The organism is Myroides sp. DF42-4-2, assembly GCF_030326445.1.
In the GTDB taxonomy this organism is placed as follows: domain Bacteria; phylum Bacteroidota; class Bacteroidia; order Flavobacteriales; family Flavobacteriaceae; genus Flavobacterium.
In genome coordinates this window covers 96,855-122,546 of the sequence record NZ_JACAKI010000007.1, presented here as the reverse complement: position 1 = coordinate 122,546, position 25,692 = coordinate 96,855, and the positions used below count along the sequence as shown (strand labels likewise).

Here is a 25,692-nt window from a genome sequence, read left to right as displayed (position 1 = left end):
TATGAGCACTGAAGATAATTTGAAGGACGATAATTTGAAGGACGATATCCAATCAAATAACCTAGATAATGGGGAATTTGTTGAAGATCATACAGCGTTACAAGAAGAAGAAGAGGAAAAAGAAACCATTACCAAAGTTACGGGTATGTACAAAGAGTGGTTCTTGGACTATGCTTCGTACGTAATTTTGGAACGTGCTGTACCGGCGATTGAGGATGGGTTTAAACCCGTACAACGCCGTATCATGCACTCAATGAAAGAATTGGATGACGGTCGATACAATAAAGTAGCGAATATCGTTGGACATACCATGCAGTATCACCCACACGGTGATGCGAGTATTGGTGACGCCATGGTACAACTAGGACAAAAGGAGTTGTTGATCGATATGCAAGGAAACTGGGGGAATATCCTCACAGGTGATGGTGCCGCTGCTTCGCGTTATATCGAAGCACGTCTGAGCAAATTCGCCCTAGAAGTGCTGTATTCTCCAAAAATTACAGAATGGCAATCGTCTTACGACGGCCGTAGAAACGAACCAATCAACCTCCCTGTAAAGTTTCCTTTGCTCTTAGCACAAGGTGCAGAGGGAATTGCGGTTGGACTCTCAACGAAAGTCTTACCACACAACTTTAATGAATTAATCGACGCCTCAGTAAAAATATTGAAAGGGAAACCTTTTACGTTATATCCCGATTTTCCAACCGAGGGAATTGCTGATGTGTCTGCTTACAACGACGGACTCAGAGGAGGCCGTGTTCGCGTTCGCGCACGCATTTCTCAGCTAGATAAAAATACCCTCGTCGTTACGCAAATCCCTTTCTCAACAACCACAACATCGTTGATTGATAGTATATTAAAAGCGAATGAGAAAGGAAAACTGAAAATTAGAAAAATTGAAGATAATACGGCAGCTAGTGTTGAAATATTAATTCACCTACCGCCGGGTACATCACCAGATAAAACCATTGACGCCCTCTATGCCTTTACGGCTTGTGAAACGTCAATCGCTCCACTGGCTTGTATTATTCAAGATAATAAACCTCTCTTTATCGGAGTTTCTGAAATGTTGAAACGCTCTACGCATCAAACCGTTGACCTGCTTCGACAAGAACTCGAAATCGAACTACAAGAGTTAGAAGAACGTTGGCACTTCCTCTCCTTAGAGCGCATTTTTATCGAAAATAGAATTTACCGTGCCATTGAGGAAGAAGAAACATGGGAGGGTGTACTCAGCGCGATTGATGAGGGACTTAAACCGTTTATTGTTAACCTCAAAAGAGCTGTTACTCAAGAAGATATTATCAAGCTTACAGAAATTCGAATTAAGCGTATTTCTCGTTTTGACATTGATAAAGCAAATCAGCTAATCGAAGCTCTTGAAGGTGATATCGAAAAAGTAAAATACAACTTAGAACACTTGGTTGATTTTGCAATCAAATATTTTACAAGCCTAAAAGAAAAATACGGCAAAGGTAAAGAGCGCAAAACGGAGTTGAGAAGCTTTGATACCATCGAAGCAACGAAAGTGGTGTTGCGAAATACCAAATTATACGTCAACAGACAAGAAGGTTTCTTTGGAACTTCCCTGCGCAAAGATGAATACGTTTGTGACTGTTCTGATATTGACGATATTATCGTTTTCTTACGCGATGGATCTATGGTTATTTCCAAAGTAGAAGAGAAGCGCTTTGTCGGAAAAGATATCATCCACATTGATGTATTTGCCAAAAACGACAAACGCACCATCTACAACTTAATCTACCGCGATGGTAAATCCGGACCGTCTTATAGTAAGCGCTTCAATGTGATGAGTATCACTCGTGATAAAGTATATGACTTAACGCAAGGGAATCCAGGGTCACAAGTATTGTATTTCTCTGCCAATCCAAATGGTGAAGCAGAAGTAGTGACTATTTTATTGCGACAGTTGAGCAATGTTAAGAAGTTGAAATTTGACCTTGATTTCGCCGATCTATTGATTAAAGGACGTATTGCCAAAGGAAATTTGGTCACTAAATACGCCATCAAGAAGATTGAACTGAAAGAAAAGGGAATCTCAACCTTGCGCCCGCGTAAAATATGGTATGATGAAGCCGTTAGACGTTTAAACGTGGAAGGTAGAGGAGAGCTGTTAGGCGAATTTAAAGCAGAAGATCGCCTGATGATTATTACCCAAAGTGGGAAAATCAAAACAGTGGTGCCTGAATTGACTACACACTTCGAAGAAGATATGATCGTCTTAGAAAAGTGGAAACCAAACAAACCGATTTCAGCTATTTATTTCGATGGGGAAAAAGCGCGTTACTATGTGAAGCGATTTATCATTGAAAATGAAAATAGAGAAGACATCTTTATTTCTGAACACGAGAACTCAAAATTAGAACTGATTTCAACAGATTATCGCCCTGTAGTTGAAGTTGTTTTTGCCAAGGTAAAAGGCGTACAAAAAGAAAACTTAGTTGTTGATTTAGAGCAATTTATAACGATTAAAGGAATTAAAGCTTTAGGTAATCAACTAACCGCAGATAAGGTAAAACAAATTGATCATTTGGAATCTTTGCCTTATGAAGAGGAGGTAGAAACGCAAGAAGACACAACAAATTACGACTTGGAAAATCTACCCGATGTCAATGTAGATGAGGATGGTCAAAGTAGTTTGTTTTAGATTGATTGTACAACTTTGAAAGAAGCATAGCTTACGGTAGTCATCGCGATGGTTACTAGAGCGTAAATAAACAGGAATAGTACATGAAACTGAAAAAGTATAGACAATGTTTAGGATTAGCCCTTATTGCTACCTGTGGCGCTTATGCGCAAACACCGTCAACGGATAATTTATTCGAACAAGAGGATGTTCATTCGCTGTCGGAACGATGGGATTTAGGTCCAACGGCCAAGGGAAAAACGTTTACTATTTCTCCCTATAAACCCATCTATGTATTGCCTGGGCGTTGGTCTAATAGACCCAATAACCAGCCGTTTAGCTATAGCGAGCACATGGATAGACCAGCTGCGAATAATTACAATGAAACCGAAATTCGCTTTCAGTTGAGTTTCAAAACCAAAGTAGTGGAAGGACTGTTATTTGGCAAGGGGGATATTTGGTTAGCTTTTACGCAAACCGCCAATTGGCAAGCGTATAATGAGAAGATTTCTAGACCTTTTCGGGAGTTGAACTATGAACCTGAAATCATTTTTAACTATCCGTTGGATTTGTCCTTGCACAACCTAAAATTTAAAATGGCCGGTTTAGCCTTCAATCACCAGTCCAATGGAAAGAGTGAACCAACCTCAAGAAGCTGGAATCGCTTGGTTTTTCACCTTGGGATGGAGTATAGGGATTGGACTATTATGGTTAAACCCTGGATGCGACTGAAAGAGAAAAATAAAAGTGACGACAATGCGCGTATTTCAGAATACTATGGAAAAGGTGAACTAACAGTGGCTTATCAACGAAACGGACAAGTTTTTACCTTTATGATGCGAAACAATATGCGTTTAAATGAAGATTATAGAGGATTTCACGAATTCACCTATACCTATCCCATTAAGAATAACCTAAAGGCTTTCTTTGTGATTAACAATGGATATGGTGAATCGCTAATTGACTACAACTGGAACCAAACAACAATTGGGGTAGGAATATCCCTAATGGAGTGGTATTAATAACAATACGATATAAAAAAAGGAGAACGCATGATTCTCCTTTTTTTATACATTATAGTGGCAGTTGTATGTAGTAATAAAACAATCTGTTTTTTGCTTCTTCTGTTCCTTATTTTTGTTTTTGCATATCTTGCTTTTTTGCTGCATGCTTTAATGAAAACACCAAATAGCAAAAGAATATGATAAAAGCCAGGAATGAAAACCAATTCACCTGTATGGACCAAAGATTGTCTAGGTCTAGCTGGTAGATCCCATAGAATAAAAGAAAAAGGACAAGATAGGTGGTTATTTTTTCAACTTTTTTATTCATAGCTCGTTCAATTAAATCGTCATAGAAAATAAAGCGCGGTCTGGTTTGTTGCGTTGCAAACGCAAATCCAAAGCCATACATATATTGCGAACAAAAGCACGCCCTACTTTGTTCACCGTAATGACGTGATTGTTAATGGTGATCAACTGGTCGTTTTCCATTTCTTTTAATTCCTCCAAAATAGGTTGGAAATCAATTAAATGTAAATCGTCAGACAAATCGGTTTTTAAATCACACATTAAATGTAGGATATGTTTTCTAATTATCAAATCTTCTTCGTTTAAAATATGACCTTTTACTACTGGAATTTCATTTTTTTCAAGTAGTGCATAGTAGGTTTCTATGTTTTTTTCGTTTTGAGCAAAAGCAGTCCAGCTGTCGCTAATCGCAGAAACACCTAATCCGATCATTACATCTGTCTTAGATGAAGTGTACCCCATGAAGTTTCGGTGAATACTATTGGTATTCATCGCTTTGTACAAGCTGTCCGACTTTAAAGCGAAGTGATCCATCCCAATTTCAATATATCCCTTTTCTTCCAATAGGTTTTTTCCTATTTCATAAAGCTTTCTCTTTTCCTCATCTTTGGGAACATCCTCATCTTTAAAACCGCGTTGTCCATTGCCTTTGATCCATGGCACATGAGCATAGCTGTAAAAAGCCAAGCGATCAGGGGATAAAGACTTTGTTTTCTCAATGGTATCCACCACGTGATCGATGGTCTGAAAAGGCAAACCAAAAATTATATCATGAGAAATAGAAGTATAGCCCAATTCCTTGGCCCAAAGAGTTACTTTAGCAACATCGTGAAACGTTTGATTACGATTTATGGCCTTTTGTATCTCGCGATTGTAGTCTTGTACACCAAAGCTAACTCTTCGAAAACCAAGGGTATATAAAGTTTGTAAATGCTCTCTTGTTGTGTTGTTTGGATGACCTTCAAAGCTGAATTCATACTGTGGAGCTTTTTCAGCACGCGCTAATATTCCTTCAAATAACAGCTGTAGGTGTTCCGGTGTAAAAAAAGTAGGTGTGCCTCCGCCTAAGTGAATCTCTTTGATTCGCGGCTTATCTTCTAACAAGGTACAATACAACGCCCATTCTTTTAATACGGCTTGTATGTAGGGAATTTCCACTTCATGGCGTTTGGTGATGTGCTTGTGACAACCACAAAACGTACATAAACTCTCGCAGTACGGCAAGTGAATGTATAAACTAATACCTTCACTTTGATTGGTTTGATCAAAAGTTGCTTTGACACTTTTTAGCCATTTATCACGGGAAAAACTCGTCTCATCCCAATAGGGAACAGTAGGATAACTGGTATATCGAGGACCAGGTACATTGTATTTTTGAATTAGAGGGGTAGCCATTTTTCGTATATTTGTAACAAATGTAACAGGAATAACGAATACTAATCCTGATATTTGTCACTTGATTAAAAATATTTAGATGAAATATACGATGAAAAATAGTTTTTTAACAGCTACTTTACTAATGTTCTCTTTTTTTAAGGTTACCGCCCAGGAAGTGAAAGAGAAAGAATTGGTTCAACCCCTTGCCTTTGAGAAGCAAATTACAGCCCGTAAAGTGCAGTTAGTCGACGTTAGAACACCAAAAGAATACCAAGAAGGCACAATCGCTAATGCGGTTAACCTGGATTATTTAGGAGATGATTTTGACCAACAAATAAAAGAATTAGATTCTTCACAACCTGTATATATCTTTTGTCAATCAGGAAAACGAAGTGCAGGAGCTGCAAAAAAAATGCAAGAAGCAGGATTTCAAGTCATCGAGCTAGCTGGAGGTTATAAAGCTTGGAAGGCAGAAAAAGACTAGGTTAATTTATCAATTATTTAAGAATTCTCAAGACTAGATGTTTGAAAAAATTGCTATTTTTGAAAAAAAGGTAAAGTATGGATATAGCATCATTTGGAGGTTTTTTAAGAACATTAGTTATTATAGTAGTGATCTATTATGCTTTTAAATTTGCGATGCGTTATTTATTTCCACTTTTTGTCTATAAAATGGCAAAGAAAGTAGAACGAAATTTTCAACAGCAGCAGCAAGATTTTTATCAACAAAATAGAACATCTCAACAAGAACCTGATTTTACGAATCAAAATACATCGACAGGGAAAGATAAATTCCCTCGCTCAACAAAAGTCGTTGGCGAATATATCGATTACGAAGAAGTAGACACAAAATAACAACAAGCTCCTCTCAAGGGAGCTTTTTTTATACATCTCCCTAGCGTAGGAGTGTTGCTCATTCATCTATTCACCTAAAAAAGCTGTGGCAAGTAGGGATATTCCTAGTAATTCTGGACAGGTTTCAAAAAAAATACACACATCTAACCTTAAAATTACTTACTTTAGCTAATTGAACAGAATTCAATCAAAGCAAAGTAGTTTTATAGCATGAATGCAGTAAAAAAATATGTACCACATCTCTTGGTGTTGGTAGGTTTTATCGTCGTAGCCTTACTTTATTTTTCTCCCGTTTTACAGAACAAGGTTATTTACCAGTCTGATATTGTACAATATACGGGGATGGCAAAAGAGCAAAACAATTTTAGAGCAGAATTTAATGAAGAGCCTTATTGGACGAATAGCGCTTTTGGAGGGATGCCGACCTATCAGTTAGGAGCCAAGTATCCCTATAATTTTGTAAAACACTTAGATAGCGCCATCCGTTTTTTACCGCGTCCTGCAGACTATTTATTCTTGTATTTCGTCGGATTTTATGCCTTACTTCTCGTTTTGGGCATTCGTCCCTTAAAGGCATTTATCGGATCCCTGGCTTTTGGATTTTCTACTTATTTAATCATCATCTTAGGGGTTGGACACAACGCCAAAGCACACGCCATTGCTTATATGCCTATGGTAGTAGCAGGGGTAATACTCGTGTTTCGAAAGAAATACGTAGTAGGGGGGATTCTAACGGTTGTGGCAGCTGCTCTAGAAATTAGCGCAAACCACTTCCAAATGACCTATTACTTGCTGTTGTTCTTATTGATTTTAGGCATAGCCTATACCTACCAATATGGCAAAGCAAAAGACTGGAAAGGCTTGGGTATTGCCTATGCGATTTTAGTTGGATCAGCCGTGTTGAGTATTGGGGCTAATGCAACGAATATTATGGCAACGGCGGAATATACCAAGTTTAGTACGCGTAGTGCAAGTGAATTGACCTATGAACCAGATGGATCGCCTAAAACCTCTTCTAATGCGATGAGCTATGACTATATCACAGAGTATAGCTATGGTATTTTTGAGAGCTTAAACTTGCTATCTCCCCGTTTAACAGGGGGTGCAAATAACGAAACCCTTGAGGAAGATAATGCCATCTATCGCTACCTTACTTCAATTGGTGCTAATCCGCAACAAGCCAAAGAAATGAGTAAGCAAGCTCCTACGTATTGGGGAGATCAACCCATTGTGGCTGCACCTGCTTATATTGGAGCTATTGTATTTTTCTTATTTGTATTGGGTTTGTTTACCGAAAAGCGAAACCTCAAGTATATTTTCTTAGCTGGTGCCTTATTGGCTTTGGTGTTGTCTTGGGGAAAAAACTTTCCAATAGTGACGAATTTCTTCATCGATTATGTGCCCTTGTACAACAAATTTAGAGCGGTTTCCTCTATTCAAGTTATACTAGAGATGTGTGTGCCTGTTCTAGCAGTATTGGGCTTGTACAACTTCTTTAAACTCGAGCAAAAACAACAACTAGATGCCTTAAAGAAAACAAGTCTTATCGCTGGCGGTTTGTTGGTCTTTCTATTTGTAATTAAAGGAACGCTTTCCTTTACAGGTTTAAATGACGATTACTATCGCAGTGCATATGGAGAAATTGGTCCTGGTTTTATCCGCGCATTAATTGAAGAGCGCAAGGCCATGTATACCCACGATTTACTGCGTTCTTTTTTATTAATACTAGCTACCGCTGCCGTGCTTTTCGCTTTCGCAAAAGACAAGTTGAAAGAGCTGTATGCCCTCGTGATTATCGGTGTGCTACTCGTTGGTGACTTAGTTGTGGTAGACCGCAAGTACGTCAATGAAACCTCTTTTGTGTCAGCTAGAAAAATGGAAGATCCCTTTGAAATCACACAAGCAGACAAACAAATTTTAAACGATCCCTCTCACTTTAGAGTCTTTGATGCTCAGGGAGGATTAAATAGCGCAAAAGCGTCCTATTTCCATTATTCACTTGGGGGATATCACGCAGCAAAACCGAGAAGAATCCAACAACTGGTCGACTATCAATTGAATCAAAACCCGATGACGGTTTTCAATATGATGAATGTAAAATACATTATACAACCCGATGAAGAAGGTCGTAGTGTAGCCATGCTAAATAACGAAGCTAATGGCAATGCATGGTTTGTATCTACTGTTGAAAAAGTAACAACAGCAGACCAAGAAATGCAGGCCTTGGGTAAAATAAACACCAAAACAACCGCCGTGTTGAATACACAAGCGTTTCAACAGCCAATTAAAGATAGTTATGTCGTAGATTCTTTAGCTCGTATTCAGTCAACTTCTTATAAAGCCAATAAGCTAACCTATGAATCGACAAACGCACAAGAAGGATTAGCTGTGTTTTCTGAAATATACTATCCACAAGGATGGATGGCGAAGGTTGATGGCAAAGAAGTGCCTATTGTAGCAGTAGACTATGTGTTGCGCGCTATAGTTATTCCAGAAGGAAAGCACACGATTGAATTTACCTTTGAACCTCAAGTGGTAAAAACAGGTAGCCGCATTGCTTTGGCAAGCTCTTTGTTGATTGTAATCCTATCACTTGGAGCCGTTTGGATATGTAGAAAAAGAAAAGAAAAATAAAAGTGATTTATTGCTTGAAATGGAAAAGAAAAAAGAAAAGAAAAAAGTACTCATCCTTTGTTATTACTGGCCTCCTGCAGGGGGACCAGGTGTTCAACGCTGGTTGAAGTTCGTCAAGTATTTACCCGATTTTGATATAGAACCAATAGTATACGTACCTGATGGGGCAAACTATCCCTTGATTGATACCAAACTAGAGCAGGAGGTAAGTCCAGAGGTAACGATTTTGCGCAAAACCATCAAAGAACCGTATTCTTTAGCGAAGAAGTTAATGGGACAACGCGCACAAACGATGAGTTCAGGAATGATTCCCCAAGTTCGAAATCAAACTAAATGGGATAAATTATTGCTGTGGATTCGCGGTAATATGTTTATTCCCGATGCACGCGTTGGATGGGTAAAACCCTCCATCGATTACCTCAACACCTATTTAGAACAACACCCTGAGATCGAAACCATCATCACCACAGGCCCTCCTCATAGCATCCATCTAATTGGATTGGGCTTGAAGAAAAAAAGAAAAATTAAGTGGGTGGCTGACTTTAGAGATCCTTGGACGACAATAGGTTATCATAAAGAACTTAAACTATCGCATAAAGCAAAAGAAAAGCATTTAGCGCTAGAAAAAGAAGTGCTTACAACTGCAGATCAACTAATTGTAACGAGTAAGACAACGAGTAAAGAATTTAGAACTAAAACAGCAAAGCCCATTGCGATTATCACCAATGGATATGATGTGGCACATTTAGGAAAAATTCCACTGGATGAAAAATTTACTTTAGCCCATATCGGCTCATTTCTCTCTAATCGCAACCCACGTGTTTTGTGGAAAGCAATTAGTGAGTTGAGAAGGGAGAACAAAGCATTTAAAGCTGCATTTGAGCTTAAGCTAATCGGAAAGATTAGCGATGAAATACTCCATACCTTGGCAGAATTTAAACTGTTGGAATGTACTGACAACAGAGGCTATGTCGACAATGAAGAAGCATTGAGGCAAATGCGTGCATCTCAAGTGTTGTTGCTTGTTGAAATTGACTCCGATGATACCAAAGCGATTATTCCAGGAAAACTGTTTGAGTATATGGCCGCAGAACGTCCGATTTTAGCCATTGGACCGGAGGAGTCTGACTTCTTTGAAATAGTGCAACAAACCAATGTAGGACGCAATGCCTTATACAGTGAGAAAGATAAAATTAGTGAAATCTTACTGCAATATTTTGAACAGTATCAAAACAATCAACTCCGAGTACACGCCATGGGCTTACAGTATTTTGGTCGCAAGCGATTGACTGAACGCTTGGTGAGTGTTTTAAATGATTAACGGTTTACAGAAATAAAAAAAGCTTGAGGATTACCTCAAGCTTTTTTTATTGGTAATTTTTTCCCATTTCATCTCTACTCTTCACCACTCGCCAAAAAGGAGCTCCTTTTTTTACTTCAATTTATGTTTTAAAAACTGTCCAGTACTGGATTCTTTGCATGCAGCTACTTCCTCAGGAGTGCCAAAAGCAATCAGTTGACCGCCTTTTTCTCCGCCTTCAGGGCCAATATCTACGATATAATCTGCACATTTGATCAAATCTAAATTGTGTTCGATAACCAAGATGGAGTGTCCTTTATCAATCAGTGCATTAAAAGCAGTAAGGAGTTTATTAATGTCGTGAAAGTGTAAGCCCGTTGTCGGTTCATCGAAGACAAAGAGCACTTTTTCTCGCGTTGAACCCGCCAATAAGAAAGACGCTAATTTAATGCGTTGTGCTTCACCACCCGAAAGCGTAGAAGAAGATTGTCCCAATTGGACATACCCCAATCCCACGTCTTGTAGCGGTTGCAAACGCGTAGCGATTTTCGTTTGGTTGTATTGCTTGAAGAAGGCTAATGCATCATCAATAGTCATGCGAAGAATATCGTCTATGTTTTTTCCTTCAAAATTCACTTCGAGCACTTCTTTCTTGAATCGTTTGCCGTGACATGCTTCACACTCTAAGTGCACGTCGGCCATAAATTGCATTTCTACCGTTACACTTCCTTCCCCTTTACACACTTCACATCGTCCACCGTCTACGTTAAACGAAAAATGCTTGGGTTGATACCCCCTTAATTTGGACGTATTTTGCTTGGCGTATAAGTCTCGAATTTCGTCATAGGCTTTGATATAGGTCACGGGATTCGAACGCGAGCTTCGTCCGATTGGATTTTGATCTACGTATTCAATCTGCTTGATGTGATCAAATTTGCCTTCTAATGCGGTAAATTGACCTGGTTTATCACTTAGTCCCGTTAGTTTTTTCTGAAGGGCAGGGTATAATATACGCTTGACTAACGTACTCTTTCCACTTCCCGAAACGCCTGTAATAACCGTTAAGCAATCCAATGGAAAACGAACATCAATATTCTTTAAATTGTGCTCTCTCGCACCAATGATGTCAATATAGTGTTTATACGATCTTCTTTTCTTAGGTATTTCAATAGCTCTCGTTCCATTGAGGTATTGTGCGGTTAGGGAATCTGATTGTAGAATTTCCGCTAAAGTCCCCTGTGCGACTAATTCCCCTCCAAAGGTACCCGCTTCTGGTCCAATATCGATAATCTGATCCGCTGCCTGCATGATTTCCTCATCGTGTTCTACAACAATGACCGTATTGCCTAAAGCCTTTAATTGTTTAAGCACTTGGATTAACTTTTCTCCATCCTTGGGATGTAGACCAATACTCGGTTCGTCGAGAATATACATGGAACCAACCAAACTACTTCCCAACGAAGTAGCTAGGTTAATGCGTTGAGATTCCCCACCCGAAAGTGTAGATGAATTTCGGTTGAGCGTTAAGTAGGATAAACCTACGTTTAACAAAAAGCCTAATCGATTGTTAATCTCGATGAGTAAGCGCTTAGCTACTTGCTGTTCATAGTCTGTTAACCTCAGCTCTTGAAAGAAAACCACTAATTTATCAATGGGCATATCAACCAGATCAGAAACGGTTTTTCCACCAATTTTAACGTAGCCTGCTTCCTTTCTCAAGCGTTTTCCCTTACAAGTTGGGCACTTCGTTTTCCCTCTATAACGCGAGAGTAAAACGCGATTTTGTATTTTGTAATTCTTTTCCTCTAGTTCTTCAAAGAAAGCATTCAGACCCGTAAAATATTCATTTCCTTCCCATAGGAGTGCCTTTTCTTCTGCGGTGAGCTGAAAAATAGGACGATGAATGGGAAAATCAAATTTATACGCATGTTGAACGAGCTGATCGCGATACCATCCCATGGATTCCCCACGCCAAGGAAAAACGGCATTTTCATATACCGAGAGTCCTGTATTAGGGAACACCAACTCTTCATCAATGCCAATTACATTGCCATAGCCATCACAAACAGGACAAGCGCCATAGGGATTATTAAAGCTAAACAGGTGAATATTAGGCTCTAAAAATGTTATGCCATCGAGTTCAAATCGATTGTTGAATTCGTATTGTTTATCTTCATCTAAGCTGCGTACATAACAAGTTCCCTTGCCTTCAAAAAAGGCAGTTTCAACAGCATCACCTAAACGATTGTAAAATTCGTCTGTATCTTTTACCACAATGCGATCAATGATCAGGCGGATATCCTCCAAAGAAAATTGATTAATAAGTGCGGGTTCCAAGCCTAGAAACTCATCCAAACGCACCATTTCACCTTTTACCCATAAACGAGCATACCCCTGTTTGAGTAAAACATCTAAGTGCTCGGCTAACGTTCTTTCTTCCTCAAACAGCAAAGGGGCTAATAACAGCCATTTACTATCTAAAGCAAAGGATTTGATTAAGGTTGTTACATCAGTTACAGTGTCTTTCTTTACTTCCTGTCCCGATATAGGGGAGTAGGTATGCCCAATACGAGCAAAGAGCAATTTGATGTAGTCATATAGTTCCGTAGACGTCCCCACCGTAGATCGCGCATTGGTGGTATTGACCTTTTGTTCAATGGCAATAGCAGGGGCAATACCTTTGATGTATTCCACTTTAGGTTTGTCTATTCGCCCTAAGAATTGACGTGCATACGAAGACAAACTCTCAACATAACGACGCTGTCCCTCCGCATATAGGGTATCAAAAGCCAAAGAAGATTTTCCAGAACCAGAAAGTCCTGTTACGACAACCATCTGATTTCTAGGAATCACCACATCTATATGCTTTAAGTTATGGAGATGTGCTCCTTTAATGATAATGTTTTTCTTGGGATCTAGTTTAGAAAAATCGATTTTAGACATGTGATATTTTGGTGTTTAGTACACAAAAATACGCTTTTATCTTAGTTTATGAAATGCTTTAGCTTCCCAAAAATCAATTATATTGGCCTCCCTTTTTTTATTTCTTTTTTTTAACAAATATTTTTGTATATATTTGTAACACTCAATACATAAAAATCAATTGCCTATATAACAAAAGTACTTTTTAGATCAGAATAGAACAGCTATAAAAAGAATTTTGTTATGGAATTAAGTCAATTACCAGATGCTACCCTTGTACAGCATTATAGAAGGGGCAATGAATATGCGCTAGAAGTTTTAATTAAAAGACATCAAGCCAAGATTTTTGGATTTATTTTTAGTAAATTGGACGATGTTGAATTAACCAATGACATCTTTCAAGATACGTTTATCAAAGTAATCAATACCCTTAAAACAGGAAAGTATAACGAAGAAGGCAAATTCATCTCCTGGGTGATGCGCATTGCACATAACCTAATTATGGATCACTATCGACGTGAAAAGCGCACGGTTATCCACAATGATACCGAACAAACGCCTTTTTTTAGTTTTCTAAAAGACGATAGTGAAACCGTTGAAGAATTGTTAATACAAAATCAGATTACCGAAGATTTACAACAGTTAATTTTAGAATTACCTGAAGATCAGCAAGAGGTGATCCGCATGCGCTTGTATCAAGATCTGAGTTTTAAAGAGATTGCCGAAGCAACGGATGTCAGTATTAATACAGCTTTGGGAAGAATGCGCTACGCTATTATCAATTTGAGACGAATGCTCGAAAAAAAACAAATATCATTAAGTATATAATAAAGTCTCAGATCGCCCGTTATAAAAGAGGAATATAACAGATTTTCTATGAAAAAAAATTACAAGACTCTTTTAACCGTAACGGAAGCAAAGGTACCGAAACCAGAGTTGATTGAAAAGCTATTGACGTATTCTAAATTTTGGTCTCAACTAGCTTTCAGTGAATTTGTGGAAACAAACCTAAAAACGGCTAAAGTAAATTAAAAAAAAAAGCATCGATTATTTCGATGCTTTTTTTTCTTGTTTTTTATAGTATTCATTGAGAACGGTTTTGCGTCCAATAACACTAGTAATGATATCGAGTTCTAATTTCCATCCACGGGCAGGCGAATATTGACGCCCATACCACACCAATTGTAAGTGCAATTTATTCCAGTGTTCTTTAGGAAATAAGCGTTTAGCGTCTTTTTCTGTTTGTTGAACACTTTTGCCGTTGGAGAATCCCCAACGATACAACAAGCGGTGAATATGCGTATCTACAGGAAAAGCGGGAATATCAAAAGCTTGTGCTACTACTACCGAAGCCGTTTTATGTCCCACCGCAGGTAATCGCTCTAAGGCTTCCATATCCGCAGGGACCTCTCCATTGTGTTCCTCAATTAAGATCTTGGACAACCCATAAATCCCCTTACTCTTCATCGGTGATAAGCCACAAGGACGTATAATATCTTGAATCTCCTCAACCGTTAATTTTACCATGTCATAGGGATTATCCGCCTTGGCAAATAAAATAGGCGTTATTTTATTGACGCGTTCATCTGTACACTGTGCGGATAATAATACGGCAATCAGCAACGTATAAGGGTCTTTGTGATCTAAAGGAACCGGAATTTCAGGATATAAAGCATCTAGCGTTTCGAGCACAAAGTTTACTTTCTCAGTTTTAGTCATAACTACTTATTCTATAAAGAAGAATCCTCTTTTGGTGTTTCATACAAAGATCGTTAAAAAAAGTGATTTTTATAAAAATTCTCCTTTACTGTATAACACCCTAGATCATCAAAGCAAAAAATCCTGCTATCATATTGGAGGGATCCATAGTGGAATACCGGATTGTTTTATACCTTTATAAAAATAACCAATCAAAAAAAGCGAAGGATGAAACAAACGGTTTTAGTGGTCGATGATGAGGAAAAATTGAGAAAACTATTGGCTCGCATTATTGAGTTAGAAGGTTTTGACGTTTATCAAGCGCCTGATTTGAAAACAGCAACTAAAAAATTAGAACAACTCACTATAGACGTAGTGGTTTGTGACGTTAAACTACCTGATGGAAATGGCGTTGCTTTTGTGGAGCAAGTCAAGACTAGCTATCCTTGGGTAGAGATGATATTACTAACGGCTTATGGCAATATACCTGATAGTGTACAAGCCATTAAGAGTGGTGCCTTTGACTATATTACCAAAGGCGATGACAACAACAAGATTTTGCCTTTGCTTTACCGCGCTATGGAGCGGGTTCGCGTTAATCGCACTTTAGAGCAAAACCAAATCCGCAGAGAAGAGCCTCTACCGGGTTTCGAATCTGTGTTGGGAGCAGCACCTTTAGTCACCGAAGCGATTCACCTTGCGCAGCGGGTTGCACCAACTAATGCTACGGTATTATTAACTGGAGAAACGGGAACGGGAAAAGAAGTCTTTGCTCAGGCGATTCACCAAGCAAGTACGCGTGCAAAAGCAAATTTTGTAGCGATTAATTGCTCGGCTTTTAGCAAGGATTTACTCGAGAGTGAATTATTTGGTCATAAAGCGGGTTCGTTTACTAATGCGACCAAGGATCAAAAAGGGTTGTTTGAAGAAGCGCACCAAGGAACGCTCTTTTTAGATGAGATAGGAGAGATGCCGATAGGCCTACAAGCCAAACTGCTTCGCGTATTGGAAACAGGAACTTTCTTTAAAATCGGAGAAACGAAGCCCACGCAAGTCAATGTGCGTATTATTGCGGCAACGAACCGAAATTTTGACAAAGAAATAAAAGCAGGACACTTTAGAGAAGATTTGTACTATCGCATTTCAGTATTTGAAATTCGCTTGCCTGCCCTAAGAGAACGCATGGAGGATATTCCTGTATTAGCCGAACACTTCCGAGCACAATTTGCAGCAACATCGCTCAATCCAGTACAATCCATTGCAAGAGAAACCTTAGCTTGTATGCAGCACTATTCTTGGCCGGGAAATATTAGAGAACTGCGCAACACCATGGAACGCGCCCTAATCCTGTGTACGGGAGTTTCCCTGCAAGTAGAAGACTTACCTGGGGAAGTACAACAAAAAAGTGAACAAACAAGACAAGAAACCACAGCACTTGATCTGGCTTCCATTGAAAAGCAACACATCCAAAAAGTATTGGAATACACCAAGGGCAATAAAACCAAAACTGCAGAATTGTTGGGAATTGCCTTGACTACGTTGTATCGGAAAATGGCAGATTACAACCTCAACTAGTCCATATAGCCTACACAAAGCTCCCAATTCGGAGCTTTTTTTTTTATATAAACCCTATCATTATGATAGACACTCATGCGCAAACCCTATCAAAACGATAGGGTTTACTTTTTGCCCTACCTTTCTTTTTTAAAGTAAAATGTTGATTTATAGTCTTATACCTAATTGTAGGCTAAAGTGGTATGCCATTCGCTATAGTATGAGCAAATCAGCTTCTATGAAACCAACAGTTCCTATAGCATGTAGGCATTTCCGAATCATTGACCAAGAGCAGCACAGCGGTGCTATATGTTCCATTTTAAAACTGAATAACCATGATAATTCTAGCTTGTATCGCCCTAGGCGTGGCCTGCTTTGTCGCCTTTTACAAAGCCATTAATTTTTTTGATCAACTTTAAATCTTACTTATGATTGTTTTATTCTTAATCGCTTTGGCTGTATTAGTCTATTTGTGTTATGTCTTATTCAAGCCTGAGCAATTTTAAAAAAAATGTAAAAGATATAGGAATGATCCTATTGATCTTTACGATGGTCTACGGCATCGTCTACCTCATTCACCGAATTTTATTAGTACTTGATTAAATCAATATGAATACAGAAATCACCGGAATCCTAGTCACTTTTTTATTGGCTATTGGAATTTCAATTCCCCTAGGGAACTATATAGCAAAGGTCTATGCAGGCCAGTCGACTTTTTTAGATGGGGTATTAGCACCACTAGAGAAACTACTGTATCGCATCAGTAAAATAAACCCTGCCGAAGGGATGAACTGGAAGCAGCACCTTCTTGCTTTACTCACCATTAATGTTGTTTGGTTTGTCTTGGTATTTGTGCTATTGCTCACCCAGGGGAGTCTACCATTAAACCCAGACCATAACCCTAGTATGTCACCTGATTTGGCATTTAATACGGCTATATCCTTTTTGGTCAACTGTAATTTACAGCACTATGCTGGGGAAACAGGGGTAACCTATTTGACACAAATGGCTTTGATGTTTCTGCAATTCGTTAGTGCTGCCACGGGAATGGCAGCAGCAGCAGTGGTATTTGAAGCTTTTAAAAATAAAACAGCAACCCAATTAGGTAACTTCTACGTGTATTTTACACGATCCATTACGCGTATCTTATTGCCTTTGAGTATAGTTGTGGCGACCATTTTGATTTTTCAGGGTACGCCTATGACCTTTGAGGGAAAGGATAGGATTACCACATTAGAAGGACAACAAGTCGAGGTGTCTCGTGGTCCCGCAGCTGCCTTTATAGCTATTAAGCACGTGGGCACAAACGGCGGTGGATTCTTCGGAACCAATTCGGCTCATCCCTTTGAAAATCCAACCTATTTAACCAATATGACCGAAATGATTGCACAGCTCATTATTCCCATAGCCATGGTATTTGCCTTTGGGTACTATATTCAGCGCAAGCGATTTTCTTGGATGATGTTTGGGGTGATGACGTTTGGATTTTTGTGTTTAGCTGTGCCAACCATACAGGTGGAGCGCAGTGGGAATCCAAATATTACAGCCATGGGTATTGACCATTCCCTAGGTGCTATGGAAGGAAAAGAAGTGCGTATAGGCGCTGCTGCTTCTGGTTTTTGGAGTATTGTGACAACCGTAATCTCCACGGGCTCCGTTAACTCAATGCACGATAGCGCTATGCCTTTATCGGGAATGAATCAATTGCTCGCCATGATGATCAATAGCTTTTATGGCGGTGTAGGGGTTGGCATACTGAATTTCTTCGTTTTTGTCGTTTTAGCGGTATTCATCAGTGGGCTTATGGTGGGGAGAACACCGGAGCTATTTGGCAAAAAAATAGAAGCCAAAGAAATGAAAATCGCGATGATTGTTGCCTTGATTCATCCCTTACTTATTTTGGGTAGTACGGCTATAGGAGTGTCTTTTCCCGAATTTACTAGAGATAGCCTCAACAATCCCTCCTTTCATGGATTTACGGAAGTACTCTATGAATACACCTCTTCAGCTGCAAATAACGGAAGTGGCTTTGAAGGGTTGGGAGATAATACCTTGTGGTGGAATTTCTCCACGAGTATCGTCTTGTTACTCGGGCGCTTTTTGCCCATTATAGGTCCATTGGCTCTTGTAGGGGCCCTTGCACAAAAAAGATATATCCCCCAAAGCGCTGGTACATTGGCTACTGATACGTCCACCTTCGGCCTAATTGTTCTAACGGTAATTCTCATCGTAGCCGCATTGGCCTTCTTTCCTGTCTTAACCCTAGGCCCTCTAGCGGATTATTTTACTCAACTACATATTTAGATCATGGCAACGCAAACCAAACAAACACTTTTTCAAAAAGAAGTGATTCAGAAAGCGCTAGTAGAAGCTTTTATAAAATTAAACCCTAGAACTTTAGTTCGCAATCCCGTAATGTTTACTGTAGAAATAGGAACGGCCATTCTGTTGGTTGTTTGTATCGGAATTTTATTCGGATCAACACAACAAGGGAGTTTTGGCTATACGTTCACGCTTTTTTTGCTGCTATTCGCCACCTTGCTGTTTGCTAATTTCGCCGAAGCCATTGCCGAAGCAAGAGGAAAAGCACAAGCAGATAGCTTGCGCAAAACAAGAGAAGAAACACCAGCTCAATTAGAAGATGGAAGGCAAATTTCCTCTGCTGCTTTGCAAAAAGGGATGATTTATTGCTGTGTTGCAGGGGATATTATTCCCGCAGACGGAGAAATTATCGAAGGGTTAGCTACGATTGACGAAAGTGCAATTACTGGAGAGAGTGCACCTGTAATACGAGAAGCTGGCGGAGATAAAAGTAGCGTTACGGGTGGAACGAAAGTATTATCCGATCGCATCAAGGTGCGCGTTACAGCCCAAGCGGGTGAGAGTTTTTTAGACCAAATGATCGCTTTAGTTGAAGGGGCAAACCGACAAAAATCACCTAATGAAATAGCGTTAACCATTTTACTCGCTGGATTCACTTTGGTGTTTACTCTTGTGATTATCACCCTTAAGCCTTTTGCTGATTTTGCTCATATTACACTGACGATTAGCGCTTTAATTTCGCTCTATGTGTGTTTGATTCCCACCACAATAGGTGGGTTGTTATCGGCGATTGGCATTGCGGGTATGGATCGAGCATTGCGTGCCAATGTCATTACAAAAAGCGGTAAAGCGGTAGAAACTGCAGGAGATATTGATGTATTGTTGTTGGATAAAACGGGAACCATTACCATAGGGAACAGAAAGGCCACTCATTTTCACCCTGCCAATGGGGTAGCTAGCCAAGACTTGATCAAAGCTGCCGTATTGAGTTCCCTACGCGACGATACACCAGAAGGAAAATCCATACTAGAATTGGCTCAGGTCGATCCCACCGCTTTTAGAATCAATCAACCTCGATTTATTTCCTTTACAGCAGAAACAAGGAGCTCAGGAGTGGATTATGACGACATCCGCATCCGCAAAGGAGCCGTTGACGCCATCAAACAACTAAGTGAACAAGCGGGATATCCCTTTCCAGAGGAAATGGATCGCTGCGTCCGCGCAGTAGCCGAGAATGGAGGTACACCTTTAGTTGTGGCTCAAAATGAACAAATTGTCGGGGTGATAGAGCTACAAGATGTTATTAAACCAGGCATTCAAGAGCGCTTTGCGCGTTTGAGAAAAATGGGAATTAAAACGGTAATGGTAACCGGCGACAATCCCATGACGGCAAAATATATTGCAGAAAAAGCTGGAGTAGATGATTTTATTGCCGAGGCTAAACCCGAAGATAAAATGAACTACATCAAAAGAGAACAAGCAGAAGGCCGACTCGTTGCTATGATGGGGGATGGGACCAACGATGCTCCCGCATTAGCACAAGCAGATGTTGGGGTGGCGATGAATAGCGGTACGCAAGCCGCTAAGGAAGCAGGAAATATGGTGGATCTCGACAATGACCCTACCAAACTGATTGAAGTAGTAGAAATCGGAAAGCAACTACTCATGACAAGAGGTACCCTAACTACGTTTAGTATTGCCAATGACGTTGCTAAGTATTTTGCCATTATACCTGCCTTGTTCATCTCGGCTATTCCCGCTCTAGAAGGTTTGAATATTATGAAGTTGTACAGCCCCGAAAGCGCTATCCTCTCTGCGGTTATTTTCAACGCTATTATCATTCCTTGCCTGATACCCTTAGCGTTAAAAGGGGTGGCCTATAAACCCATTGGCGCAAGTGCTTTACTGCGTCGTAATTTATTAATTTATGGATTAGGTGGTGTGCTTGTTCCCTTTGTAGGAATAAAAATTATTGACCTATTTATTTCACTTTTGATGTAAACGATATGAAAACAAATATAATACCCTCTATGCTGCTAACCACTTTATTTTTGATTGTGCTAGGTGGTTTTTACCCTGCTCTTATGTGGGGAATAGCGCAAGTTGCTCCAAACAAAGGAAAAGGCATTACCGTTGAAACCCCAAAGGGGAAACAATATGTCAATATTGGGCAGTCGTTTACCTCCATGGCGTATTTTTGGTCGCGTCCATCGGCAGTAGCTTATAATGCTGCAGGCTCAGGAGCGAGTAATGACGCATCGTCCAAGGCAGAATATTTGGAAGAAGTCCAAGGGCGTATTGACGATTTTATAGAGCGCAATCCAGAAGTACAGCGAGAAGATATTCCCGTAGATCTAGTGACGGCTAGTGGGAGTGGTTTAGATCCGCATATTTCTATTCAAGCCGCTCACGTGCAAATTGCGCGTATTGCCAAAGAAAGAGGACTAGCGCCTAGCCGTATAGAACAACTGATCGCTCAACACACCCAACAGCCTTTGTGGGGGTTTTTAGGTCCACAAACTATTTCTGTGCTGCAACTCAATATCGCTTTAGATCAATTAAAATAAAATGAAAGAGAAAATAATAGTAGGTGTACTTATACTAAGTGCACTTGCTTTTTCATCTGCCTACGCCCAACAAAACAAATGGCTAGACGATGTAAAAGTACAAGCCTATGGAGAAGTTTACTATACATATGATTTTAATCAAACTCCAACTGGAAAATTAAATTCCTTTTTATATTCCTATGACCGGCATAATGAGGTGAATTTGAATTTTGGCATGGTGAAACTAAACTATGAAAAAGCGCGTGTTCGATCGAATTTAGGTTTTATGGCAGGAACGTATGTCACAGCCAATTTAGCTAATGAATCAGAGGGATTAAAGCAAATCTACGAAGCCAATATTGGCGTTAAACTAATGGAGGAACAAAACCTTTGGCTAGATGTGGGGATTATGCCATCTCATATTGGGTTTGAAAGCGCGATAGGCGCTGATGTTATGACGTTGACACGTAGTATCATGGCGGAAAATTCACCTTATTTTTCAGCAGCTGTAAAATTGTCCTATCAAACGCCAAATCAAAAATGGGGAATGGCCTTACATCTTATGAATGGTTGGCAACGCATCAATCGTCCTACTGGAAACTCAACTCCTGCTGTGGGACATCAGCTTACCTATACACCAAATGAACGATGGCTACTGAATAGTAGTTCTTTTGTGGGAAGTGATACACCCGATGAAACGCGTAAAATGCGCTATTTCCACGATTTCTATATGTCCTATCAGCTGAATGAGGCAGTAAAAGTATTGGTTGGATTTGACGCAGGGGTGCAACAAAAAGAAAAATACAGTCGAGCTTATAGTTTTTGGTATGCTCCTTTAGTTATGGGACGTTATGCAGTCAATCAACGCTGGAGTGTGACTGCTAGAGCCGAGTATTATGTAGATCGAGATCAAGTCATAATACAGACGGATACACCCAATGGCTTTCAAACCTGGGGGTATTCTGTTAATGTGGATTGTCAAATTACACCAGCCGTTTTATGGCGATTGGAAGCCCGATCGCTACAGAGTAAAGATGCTATTTTTAGTATAGCAAATAGAGCGGTTTCAGAACAAACCTTCCTCGGAAGTAGTATTTCAATACGATTGTAAATGGAAAGAGAAACACGTCAAAGCGCCGAAGACTTTTTAGCGCTAATTCGCCGGTCCAAACGCGGTAAGTTTAAGATCTATATCGGAATGAGTGCTGGCGTTGGAAAAACCTATCGCATGCTAATGGAAGCGAGAGATTTGCAACGCAACGGCATAGATGTGAAGTTGGGGTATATCGAGACGCATAACCGAAAAGAAACGCAAGCACTAGTAGAAGGGTTGCCTATTATTGGGCGTAAAACTGTTTTTTACAAAGGTAAATTGGTCGAAGAACTCGACGTAGAAGCCATTTTACAAGATCGCCCTGAGATTGTAATCATAGACGAATTGGCACACTCCAATATTGCAGGAAGCAAAAATGAAAAACGTTGGCAAGATGTATTTGAAATACTCGATGCGGGAATCAATGTGATCTCAGCACTGAATATTCAGCACATCGAAAGCCTAAATCAAGCCATACAGGCGATTACTTCCATTGATGTCACGGAGCGCGTGCCAGATAAAGTATTACAAGAAGCTGATGAAGTAGTTAATATCGACCTCACCGCCAATGACTTAATTGAGCGATTGAAAGAAGGCAAGATTTATCCGCAGGAAAAAATTCAAATGGCCCTTCAAAACTTCTTTACAACCTCTAATATTTTACAACTAAGAGAACTGGCATTAAAAGAAGTAGCTTCCTATGTAGAGAACAAAGTAGCGACAGAAGTGAATGTAGCCAATATAGTCAAGCCCAGTCGTTTTCTGGCCTGTATTAGTTCCAATGAGAAAAATGCCAAAAACGTCATTCGAAAGACGGCACGTCTAGCGGGCTATTTAAATTCGAAGTGGTATGTCCTCTATGTACAAACCCCAAAGGAGGATCCCAATAAAATTGCGTTAGACAAACAACGGCATTTAATTAATAATTTTAAATTAGCTACAGAATTAGGCGCCGAAATTATCAAAATCGAGCATGCCAATATAGCCAAAGCAATACGAATACAGGTAGAACAAAGACAAATCACAACGATATGCATTGGCAAACCGCGGTTGCGTCTTTATCAACTTATTTTGGCAACCAATGTATTCAACCAATTAGTGAGGAAATTATCCTTTTTACCAATTGATATTATAATCTTTTCGAAATGAGAATAAAAACAAAATTAACCCTGGGGTTGGGGCTTCTATTTGCGCTTATTGTTTTTTTAGGAGGAATAGCCGCTGTGTATATTCATTTTTTGAAGCTCGATACACGCAATATTCTCCACGACAATTACAACTCTTTGCTCTATGCTAAAAGCATGTTGAGTGCTTTAGATCAAAAAGGCGATAGCCGCTTGATTCACTTTGAAGAACAGTTGAGAAAACAAGAAGGCAATGCTACGGAATTAGGGGAGAAGGAGATGAATAAAACCCTGCGCAATTATTTCGAAAGCTATAAAAATCAAGGACGACAACCAGAAGAGCTCATGCAAATTAGGGTTTGGTTGATTGAGATCATGGAAATAAATATGCAGGCCATTGAGCTCAAAAGCGAATTGGCAAATAAAACAGCGATACAAGCGACGATATGGATTGCCATTGCGGGGCTTGCTTGTTTTGCCATTGCTTTGGGGTTACTAATGAATTTGCCATCCAATATTGCTGATCCGATTCAGAAGCTAACCCAGAGCATCAAACAAATTGCTAGTAGCAATTATAAAGAGCGTGTGTTTTTGGATAAAAATAACGAATTTGGCGAGTTAGCCCAATCGTTTAACACCATGGCGCAAAAGCTAGAAGAGTACAACAGCAGTCATTTAGCAAAGTTAATGCGCCAAAAGAAGAGGATTGAAGCCCTGATCAACAGTATGTCAGATGTTGTGATTGGACTAGATGAAACCATGAAGGTCATCTTCGTCAACCAAGAGGCGTGTAAAGTTTTGGGTTTAGCTGAAGAAGAAATGGTCGGCAAAAGCAGTAAGGACATTGCCATTTACAACGATTTGATGCGTATGTTAGTCAAGGAAATCAATGTAGAGGTGATGGAGAAAGAACCTTTGAAGATCATCCACAACGACAAAGAAAATTACTTCGACAAGCAATTCCTTCACATTGAACTCACCCCAACGGGAGAGGAGCAAAAAGAACTCGTGGGCTATGTGATGATTTTAAAGAATATTACCGAATTTAAAGAATTAGACACTGCAAAAACACGCTTCATAGCCACGGTCTCTCATGAATTTAAAACACCTATAGCTTCGATGAAAATGAGTTTACAACTCTTGAAAGATGAACGCATAGGTCATCTAAATGAAGAGCAAATCATTTTAGTGGATAGCATTCAAGATGATGCAGGGCGACTGTTGAAAATCACCACAGAATTACTCAATTTAACGCAAATAGAAAGTGGGAAAATTGCGCTACACCTCAAGGCATGTGCGTTAGATCAAGTGGTTCAAGATGCCGTTGAAGCGAATCATATTCAGGCTGAACAAAAGAATATTCAACTCAAAGTCGATTTGCCTTTTGCGCTTCAGCCCTTGCAATTAGACCTAGAGAAAACCGTTTGGGTATTGACTAATCTCATTGCTAATGCCATCAATTACTCCCATGAATCTTCGGTTGTGCACATTGAAGTGCTCCAAGATGACCTTGCTACGACGATTCGCATAAAGGATGAGGGCATTGGAATTCCTCCTGAATACCTCGATCGCATTTTTGATCGCTACTTTAGAGTCCCTAGTACACATAGAGAAGGAACAGGTTTAGGCCTAGCTATTAGTAAGGAAATAATTGAAGCTCAGGGTGGAAGGATTTCCGTAAACAGTGAATATGGAGTTGGAAGCACATTTGTTTTAGTTTTTAAACATTAATTTTTGTGTTCTTACTTATTTATCTAAATTTTTATAAATATTACGCAATACTTTAACGTTATTTAAGTCGGTATTTTGTTGTTTTTGAACACTTTAGTGTATTTAGGTATACTATTTTTTCATTTTCTTGCATTTATTTTAATAGTTTTGATTTGTATTAGAAAAAGAGTACTGTGAAAAAGAAAAAGCTACTGACGATAGGTGAGATTCTCGTTTATAGCAAAGGCCGTCCCTTTATTATCCAAGTAAGGAATAATAGGAGGATGGATTGAAAAAAAGAAAAGCGCAAAATTTAAAAGTAAAACGCATAAAAGTGGCCGACTTTTAAGAGATTTGAGTTAGTGTAAATATGAAATAGGAGGATGCAATTTCATCTGTTTGTACTTACGTTTTAGGGGAATATAATTCAAATCAAGCTGGGGCTTTGCGTGCAAAGTCCCAGCTTTTCTTTTTGTAAAAGCACGACTTGTTCTGCACTGTAGAAAATGGAACTAGTTAGCAAGGAAAAAGCAAAAAAGGATATATTCCTTCATCGCTGCTCAGCAATTAAACCTAAACTTTTTATTTACTTGATGTGCT

General features: G+C 39.5%; 19 protein-coding genes. 16 read left to right on the top strand and 3 right to left on the bottom strand.

Annotated features, from left to right (window positions below; all coding sequences use genetic code 11):
- Window position 1 precedes the first annotated feature (1 nt).
- Together HX062_RS07440 and HX062_RS07435 are read left to right on the top strand one after the other, a co-directional pair.
- On the top strand, window positions 2-2,668 hold the full coding sequence (locus tag HX062_RS07440) for a DNA gyrase/topoisomerase IV subunit A (RefSeq protein WP_286466986.1): 2,667 nt from the start codon (window positions 2-4) through the stop codon (window positions 2,666-2,668).
- 83 nt (window positions 2,669-2,751) lie between these two features.
- Window positions 2,752-3,669, top strand: coding sequence for a phospholipase A (locus HX062_RS07435; protein ID WP_182627685.1), 918 nt, complete (start codon window positions 2,752-2,754; stop codon window positions 3,667-3,669).
- A gap of 321 nt (window positions 3,670-3,990) precedes the next feature.
- Here the strand turns inward: HX062_RS07435 and hemN are convergent, their stop codons facing one another.
- The gene (gene hemN, locus HX062_RS07430; protein WP_286466985.1) at window positions 3,991-5,352 is read right to left on the bottom strand and encodes an oxygen-independent coproporphyrinogen III oxidase; all 1,362 of its coding nucleotides are present in this window, start codon (window positions 5,350-5,352) and stop codon (window positions 3,991-3,993) included.
- Between the two features lie 79 nt (window positions 5,353-5,431).
- Here hemN and HX062_RS07425 point away from each other — a divergent pair, with 79 nt between their 5' ends.
- The 4 genes from HX062_RS07425 to HX062_RS07410 all read left to right on the top strand — a co-directional run bounded on the left by HX062_RS07425 (window position 5,432) and on the right by HX062_RS07410 (window position 10,144).
- Window positions 5,432-5,818: a rhodanese-like domain-containing protein gene (locus tag HX062_RS07425; RefSeq protein WP_255492427.1), complete on the top strand. Its 387-nt coding sequence runs from the start codon at window positions 5,432-5,434 to the stop codon at window positions 5,816-5,818.
- 77 nt (window positions 5,819-5,895) lie between these two features.
- Window positions 5,896-6,189: a DUF4834 family protein gene (locus HX062_RS07420; RefSeq protein WP_182627681.1), complete on the top strand. Its 294-nt coding sequence runs from the start codon at window positions 5,896-5,898 to the stop codon at window positions 6,187-6,189.
- 210 nt (window positions 6,190-6,399) lie between these two features.
- Complete coding sequence (locus HX062_RS07415) at window positions 6,400-8,823, top strand: YfhO family protein (RefSeq protein ID WP_286466983.1); 2,424 nt, start codon at window positions 6,400-6,402, stop codon at window positions 8,821-8,823.
- Window positions 8,824-8,842: 19 nt separating this feature from the next.
- Entirely contained in the window at window positions 8,843-10,144 is a 1,302-nt protein-coding gene (locus HX062_RS07410; RefSeq protein ID WP_286466982.1) for a glycosyltransferase family protein, read from the top strand.
- Window positions 10,145-10,255: 111 nt separating this feature from the next.
- On the opposite strand, the gene uvrA is transcribed toward HX062_RS07410, so the two are convergent.
- Window positions 10,256-13,066, bottom strand: coding sequence for an excinuclease ABC subunit UvrA (gene uvrA / locus HX062_RS07405; RefSeq protein WP_286466981.1), 2,811 nt, complete (start codon window positions 13,064-13,066; stop codon window positions 10,256-10,258).
- Between the two features lie 222 nt (window positions 13,067-13,288).
- Here uvrA and HX062_RS07400 point away from each other — a divergent pair, with 222 nt between their 5' ends.
- Complete coding sequence (locus HX062_RS07400; RefSeq protein WP_286466980.1) at window positions 13,289-13,873, top strand: sigma-70 family RNA polymerase sigma factor; 585 nt, start codon at window positions 13,289-13,291, stop codon at window positions 13,871-13,873.
- Between the two features lie 48 nt (window positions 13,874-13,921).
- Window positions 13,922-14,077, top strand: coding sequence for a hypothetical protein (locus HX062_RS07395; RefSeq protein WP_182627668.1), 156 nt, complete (start codon window positions 13,922-13,924; stop codon window positions 14,075-14,077).
- A 15-nt stretch (window positions 14,078-14,092) separates the two neighbouring features.
- Here HX062_RS07395 and HX062_RS07390 read toward each other — a convergent pair whose 3' ends face one another.
- Window positions 14,093-14,764, bottom strand: coding sequence for an endonuclease III domain-containing protein (locus HX062_RS07390; RefSeq protein ID WP_182627666.1), 672 nt, complete (start codon window positions 14,762-14,764; stop codon window positions 14,093-14,095).
- 207 nt (window positions 14,765-14,971) lie between these two features.
- Between HX062_RS07390 and HX062_RS07385 the strand changes: the two genes are divergently transcribed.
- The 8 genes from HX062_RS07385 to HX062_RS07355 all read left to right on the top strand — a co-directional run bounded on the left by HX062_RS07385 (window position 14,972) and on the right by HX062_RS07355 (window position 25,113).
- On the top strand, window positions 14,972-16,318 hold the full coding sequence (locus HX062_RS07385; RefSeq protein WP_182627664.1) for a sigma-54-dependent transcriptional regulator: 1,347 nt from the start codon (window positions 14,972-14,974) through the stop codon (window positions 16,316-16,318).
- Between the two features lie 407 nt (window positions 16,319-16,725).
- Entirely contained in the window at window positions 16,726-16,803 is a 78-nt protein-coding gene (gene kdpF / locus HX062_RS16210) for a K(+)-transporting ATPase subunit F (protein ID WP_182627740.1), read from the top strand.
- Window positions 16,804-16,906: 103 nt separating this feature from the next.
- The gene (gene kdpA, locus HX062_RS07380; RefSeq protein WP_286466979.1) at window positions 16,907-18,601 is read left to right on the top strand and encodes a potassium-transporting ATPase subunit KdpA; all 1,695 of its coding nucleotides are present in this window, start codon (window positions 16,907-16,909) and stop codon (window positions 18,599-18,601) included.
- A gap of 3 nt (window positions 18,602-18,604) precedes the next feature.
- The gene (gene kdpB, locus HX062_RS07375; RefSeq protein ID WP_182627660.1) at window positions 18,605-20,620 is read left to right on the top strand and encodes a potassium-transporting ATPase subunit KdpB; all 2,016 of its coding nucleotides are present in this window, start codon (window positions 18,605-18,607) and stop codon (window positions 20,618-20,620) included.
- 5 nt (window positions 20,621-20,625) lie between these two features.
- Window positions 20,626-21,186, top strand: coding sequence for a potassium-transporting ATPase subunit KdpC (kdpC, locus tag HX062_RS07370; protein ID WP_286466978.1), 561 nt, complete (start codon window positions 20,626-20,628; stop codon window positions 21,184-21,186).
- A 1-nt stretch (window position 21,187) separates the two neighbouring features.
- Window positions 21,188-22,276 carry a porin gene (locus tag HX062_RS07365; protein WP_220497683.1) on the top strand — a complete coding sequence of 363 codons (1,089 nt, stop codon included), beginning with the start codon at window positions 21,188-21,190 and terminating at the stop codon, window positions 22,274-22,276.
- Window positions 22,277-23,407, top strand: coding sequence for a sensor protein KdpD (locus HX062_RS07360; RefSeq protein ID WP_182627656.1), 1,131 nt, complete (start codon window positions 22,277-22,279; stop codon window positions 23,405-23,407). It abuts the gene before it with no gap.
- On the top strand, window positions 23,404-25,113 hold the full coding sequence (locus HX062_RS07355; protein WP_286466977.1) for a sensor histidine kinase: 1,710 nt from the start codon (window positions 23,404-23,406) through the stop codon (window positions 25,111-25,113). The genes HX062_RS07360 and HX062_RS07355 overlap by 4 nt, the downstream gene beginning before the upstream one ends.
- Window positions 25,114-25,692 lie beyond the last annotated feature (579 nt).

Coding starts and splice junctions, on each gene's coding strand:
- HX062_RS07440 (WP_286466986.1), top strand. CDS start 2: ATGAGCACTGAAGATAATTTGAAGGACGATAATTTGAAGGACGATATC.
- HX062_RS07435 (WP_182627685.1), top strand. CDS start 2,752: ATGAAACTGAAAAAGTATAGACAATGTTTAGGATTAGCCCTTATTGCT.
- hemN (WP_286466985.1), bottom strand. CDS start 5,352: ATGGCTACCCCTCTAATTCAAAAATACAATGTACCTGGTCCTCGATAT.
- HX062_RS07425 (WP_255492427.1), top strand. CDS start 5,432: ATGAAATATACGATGAAAAATAGTTTTTTAACAGCTACTTTACTAATG.
- HX062_RS07420 (WP_182627681.1), top strand. CDS start 5,896: ATGGATATAGCATCATTTGGAGGTTTTTTAAGAACATTAGTTATTATA.
- HX062_RS07415 (WP_286466983.1), top strand. CDS start 6,400: ATGAATGCAGTAAAAAAATATGTACCACATCTCTTGGTGTTGGTAGGT.
- HX062_RS07410 (WP_286466982.1), top strand. CDS start 8,843: ATGGAAAAGAAAAAAGAAAAGAAAAAAGTACTCATCCTTTGTTATTAC.
- uvrA (WP_286466981.1), bottom strand. CDS start 13,066: ATGTCTAAAATCGATTTTTCTAAACTAGATCCCAAGAAAAACATTATC.
- HX062_RS07400 (WP_286466980.1), top strand. CDS start 13,289: ATGGAATTAAGTCAATTACCAGATGCTACCCTTGTACAGCATTATAGA.
- HX062_RS07395 (WP_182627668.1), top strand. CDS start 13,922: ATGAAAAAAAATTACAAGACTCTTTTAACCGTAACGGAAGCAAAGGTA.
- HX062_RS07390 (WP_182627666.1), bottom strand. CDS start 14,764: ATGACTAAAACTGAGAAAGTAAACTTTGTGCTCGAAACGCTAGATGCT.
- HX062_RS07385 (WP_182627664.1), top strand. CDS start 14,972: ATGAAACAAACGGTTTTAGTGGTCGATGATGAGGAAAAATTGAGAAAA.
- kdpF (WP_182627740.1), top strand. CDS start 16,726: ATGATTGTTTTATTCTTAATCGCTTTGGCTGTATTAGTCTATTTGTGT.
- kdpA (WP_286466979.1), top strand. CDS start 16,907: ATGAATACAGAAATCACCGGAATCCTAGTCACTTTTTTATTGGCTATT.
- kdpB (WP_182627660.1), top strand. CDS start 18,605: ATGGCAACGCAAACCAAACAAACACTTTTTCAAAAAGAAGTGATTCAG.
- kdpC (WP_286466978.1), top strand. CDS start 20,626: ATGAAAACAAATATAATACCCTCTATGCTGCTAACCACTTTATTTTTG.
- HX062_RS07365 (WP_220497683.1), top strand. CDS start 21,188: ATGAAAGAGAAAATAATAGTAGGTGTACTTATACTAAGTGCACTTGCT.
- HX062_RS07360 (WP_182627656.1), top strand. CDS start 22,277: ATGGAAAGAGAAACACGTCAAAGCGCCGAAGACTTTTTAGCGCTAATT.
- HX062_RS07355 (WP_286466977.1), top strand. CDS start 23,404: ATGAGAATAAAAACAAAATTAACCCTGGGGTTGGGGCTTCTATTTGCG.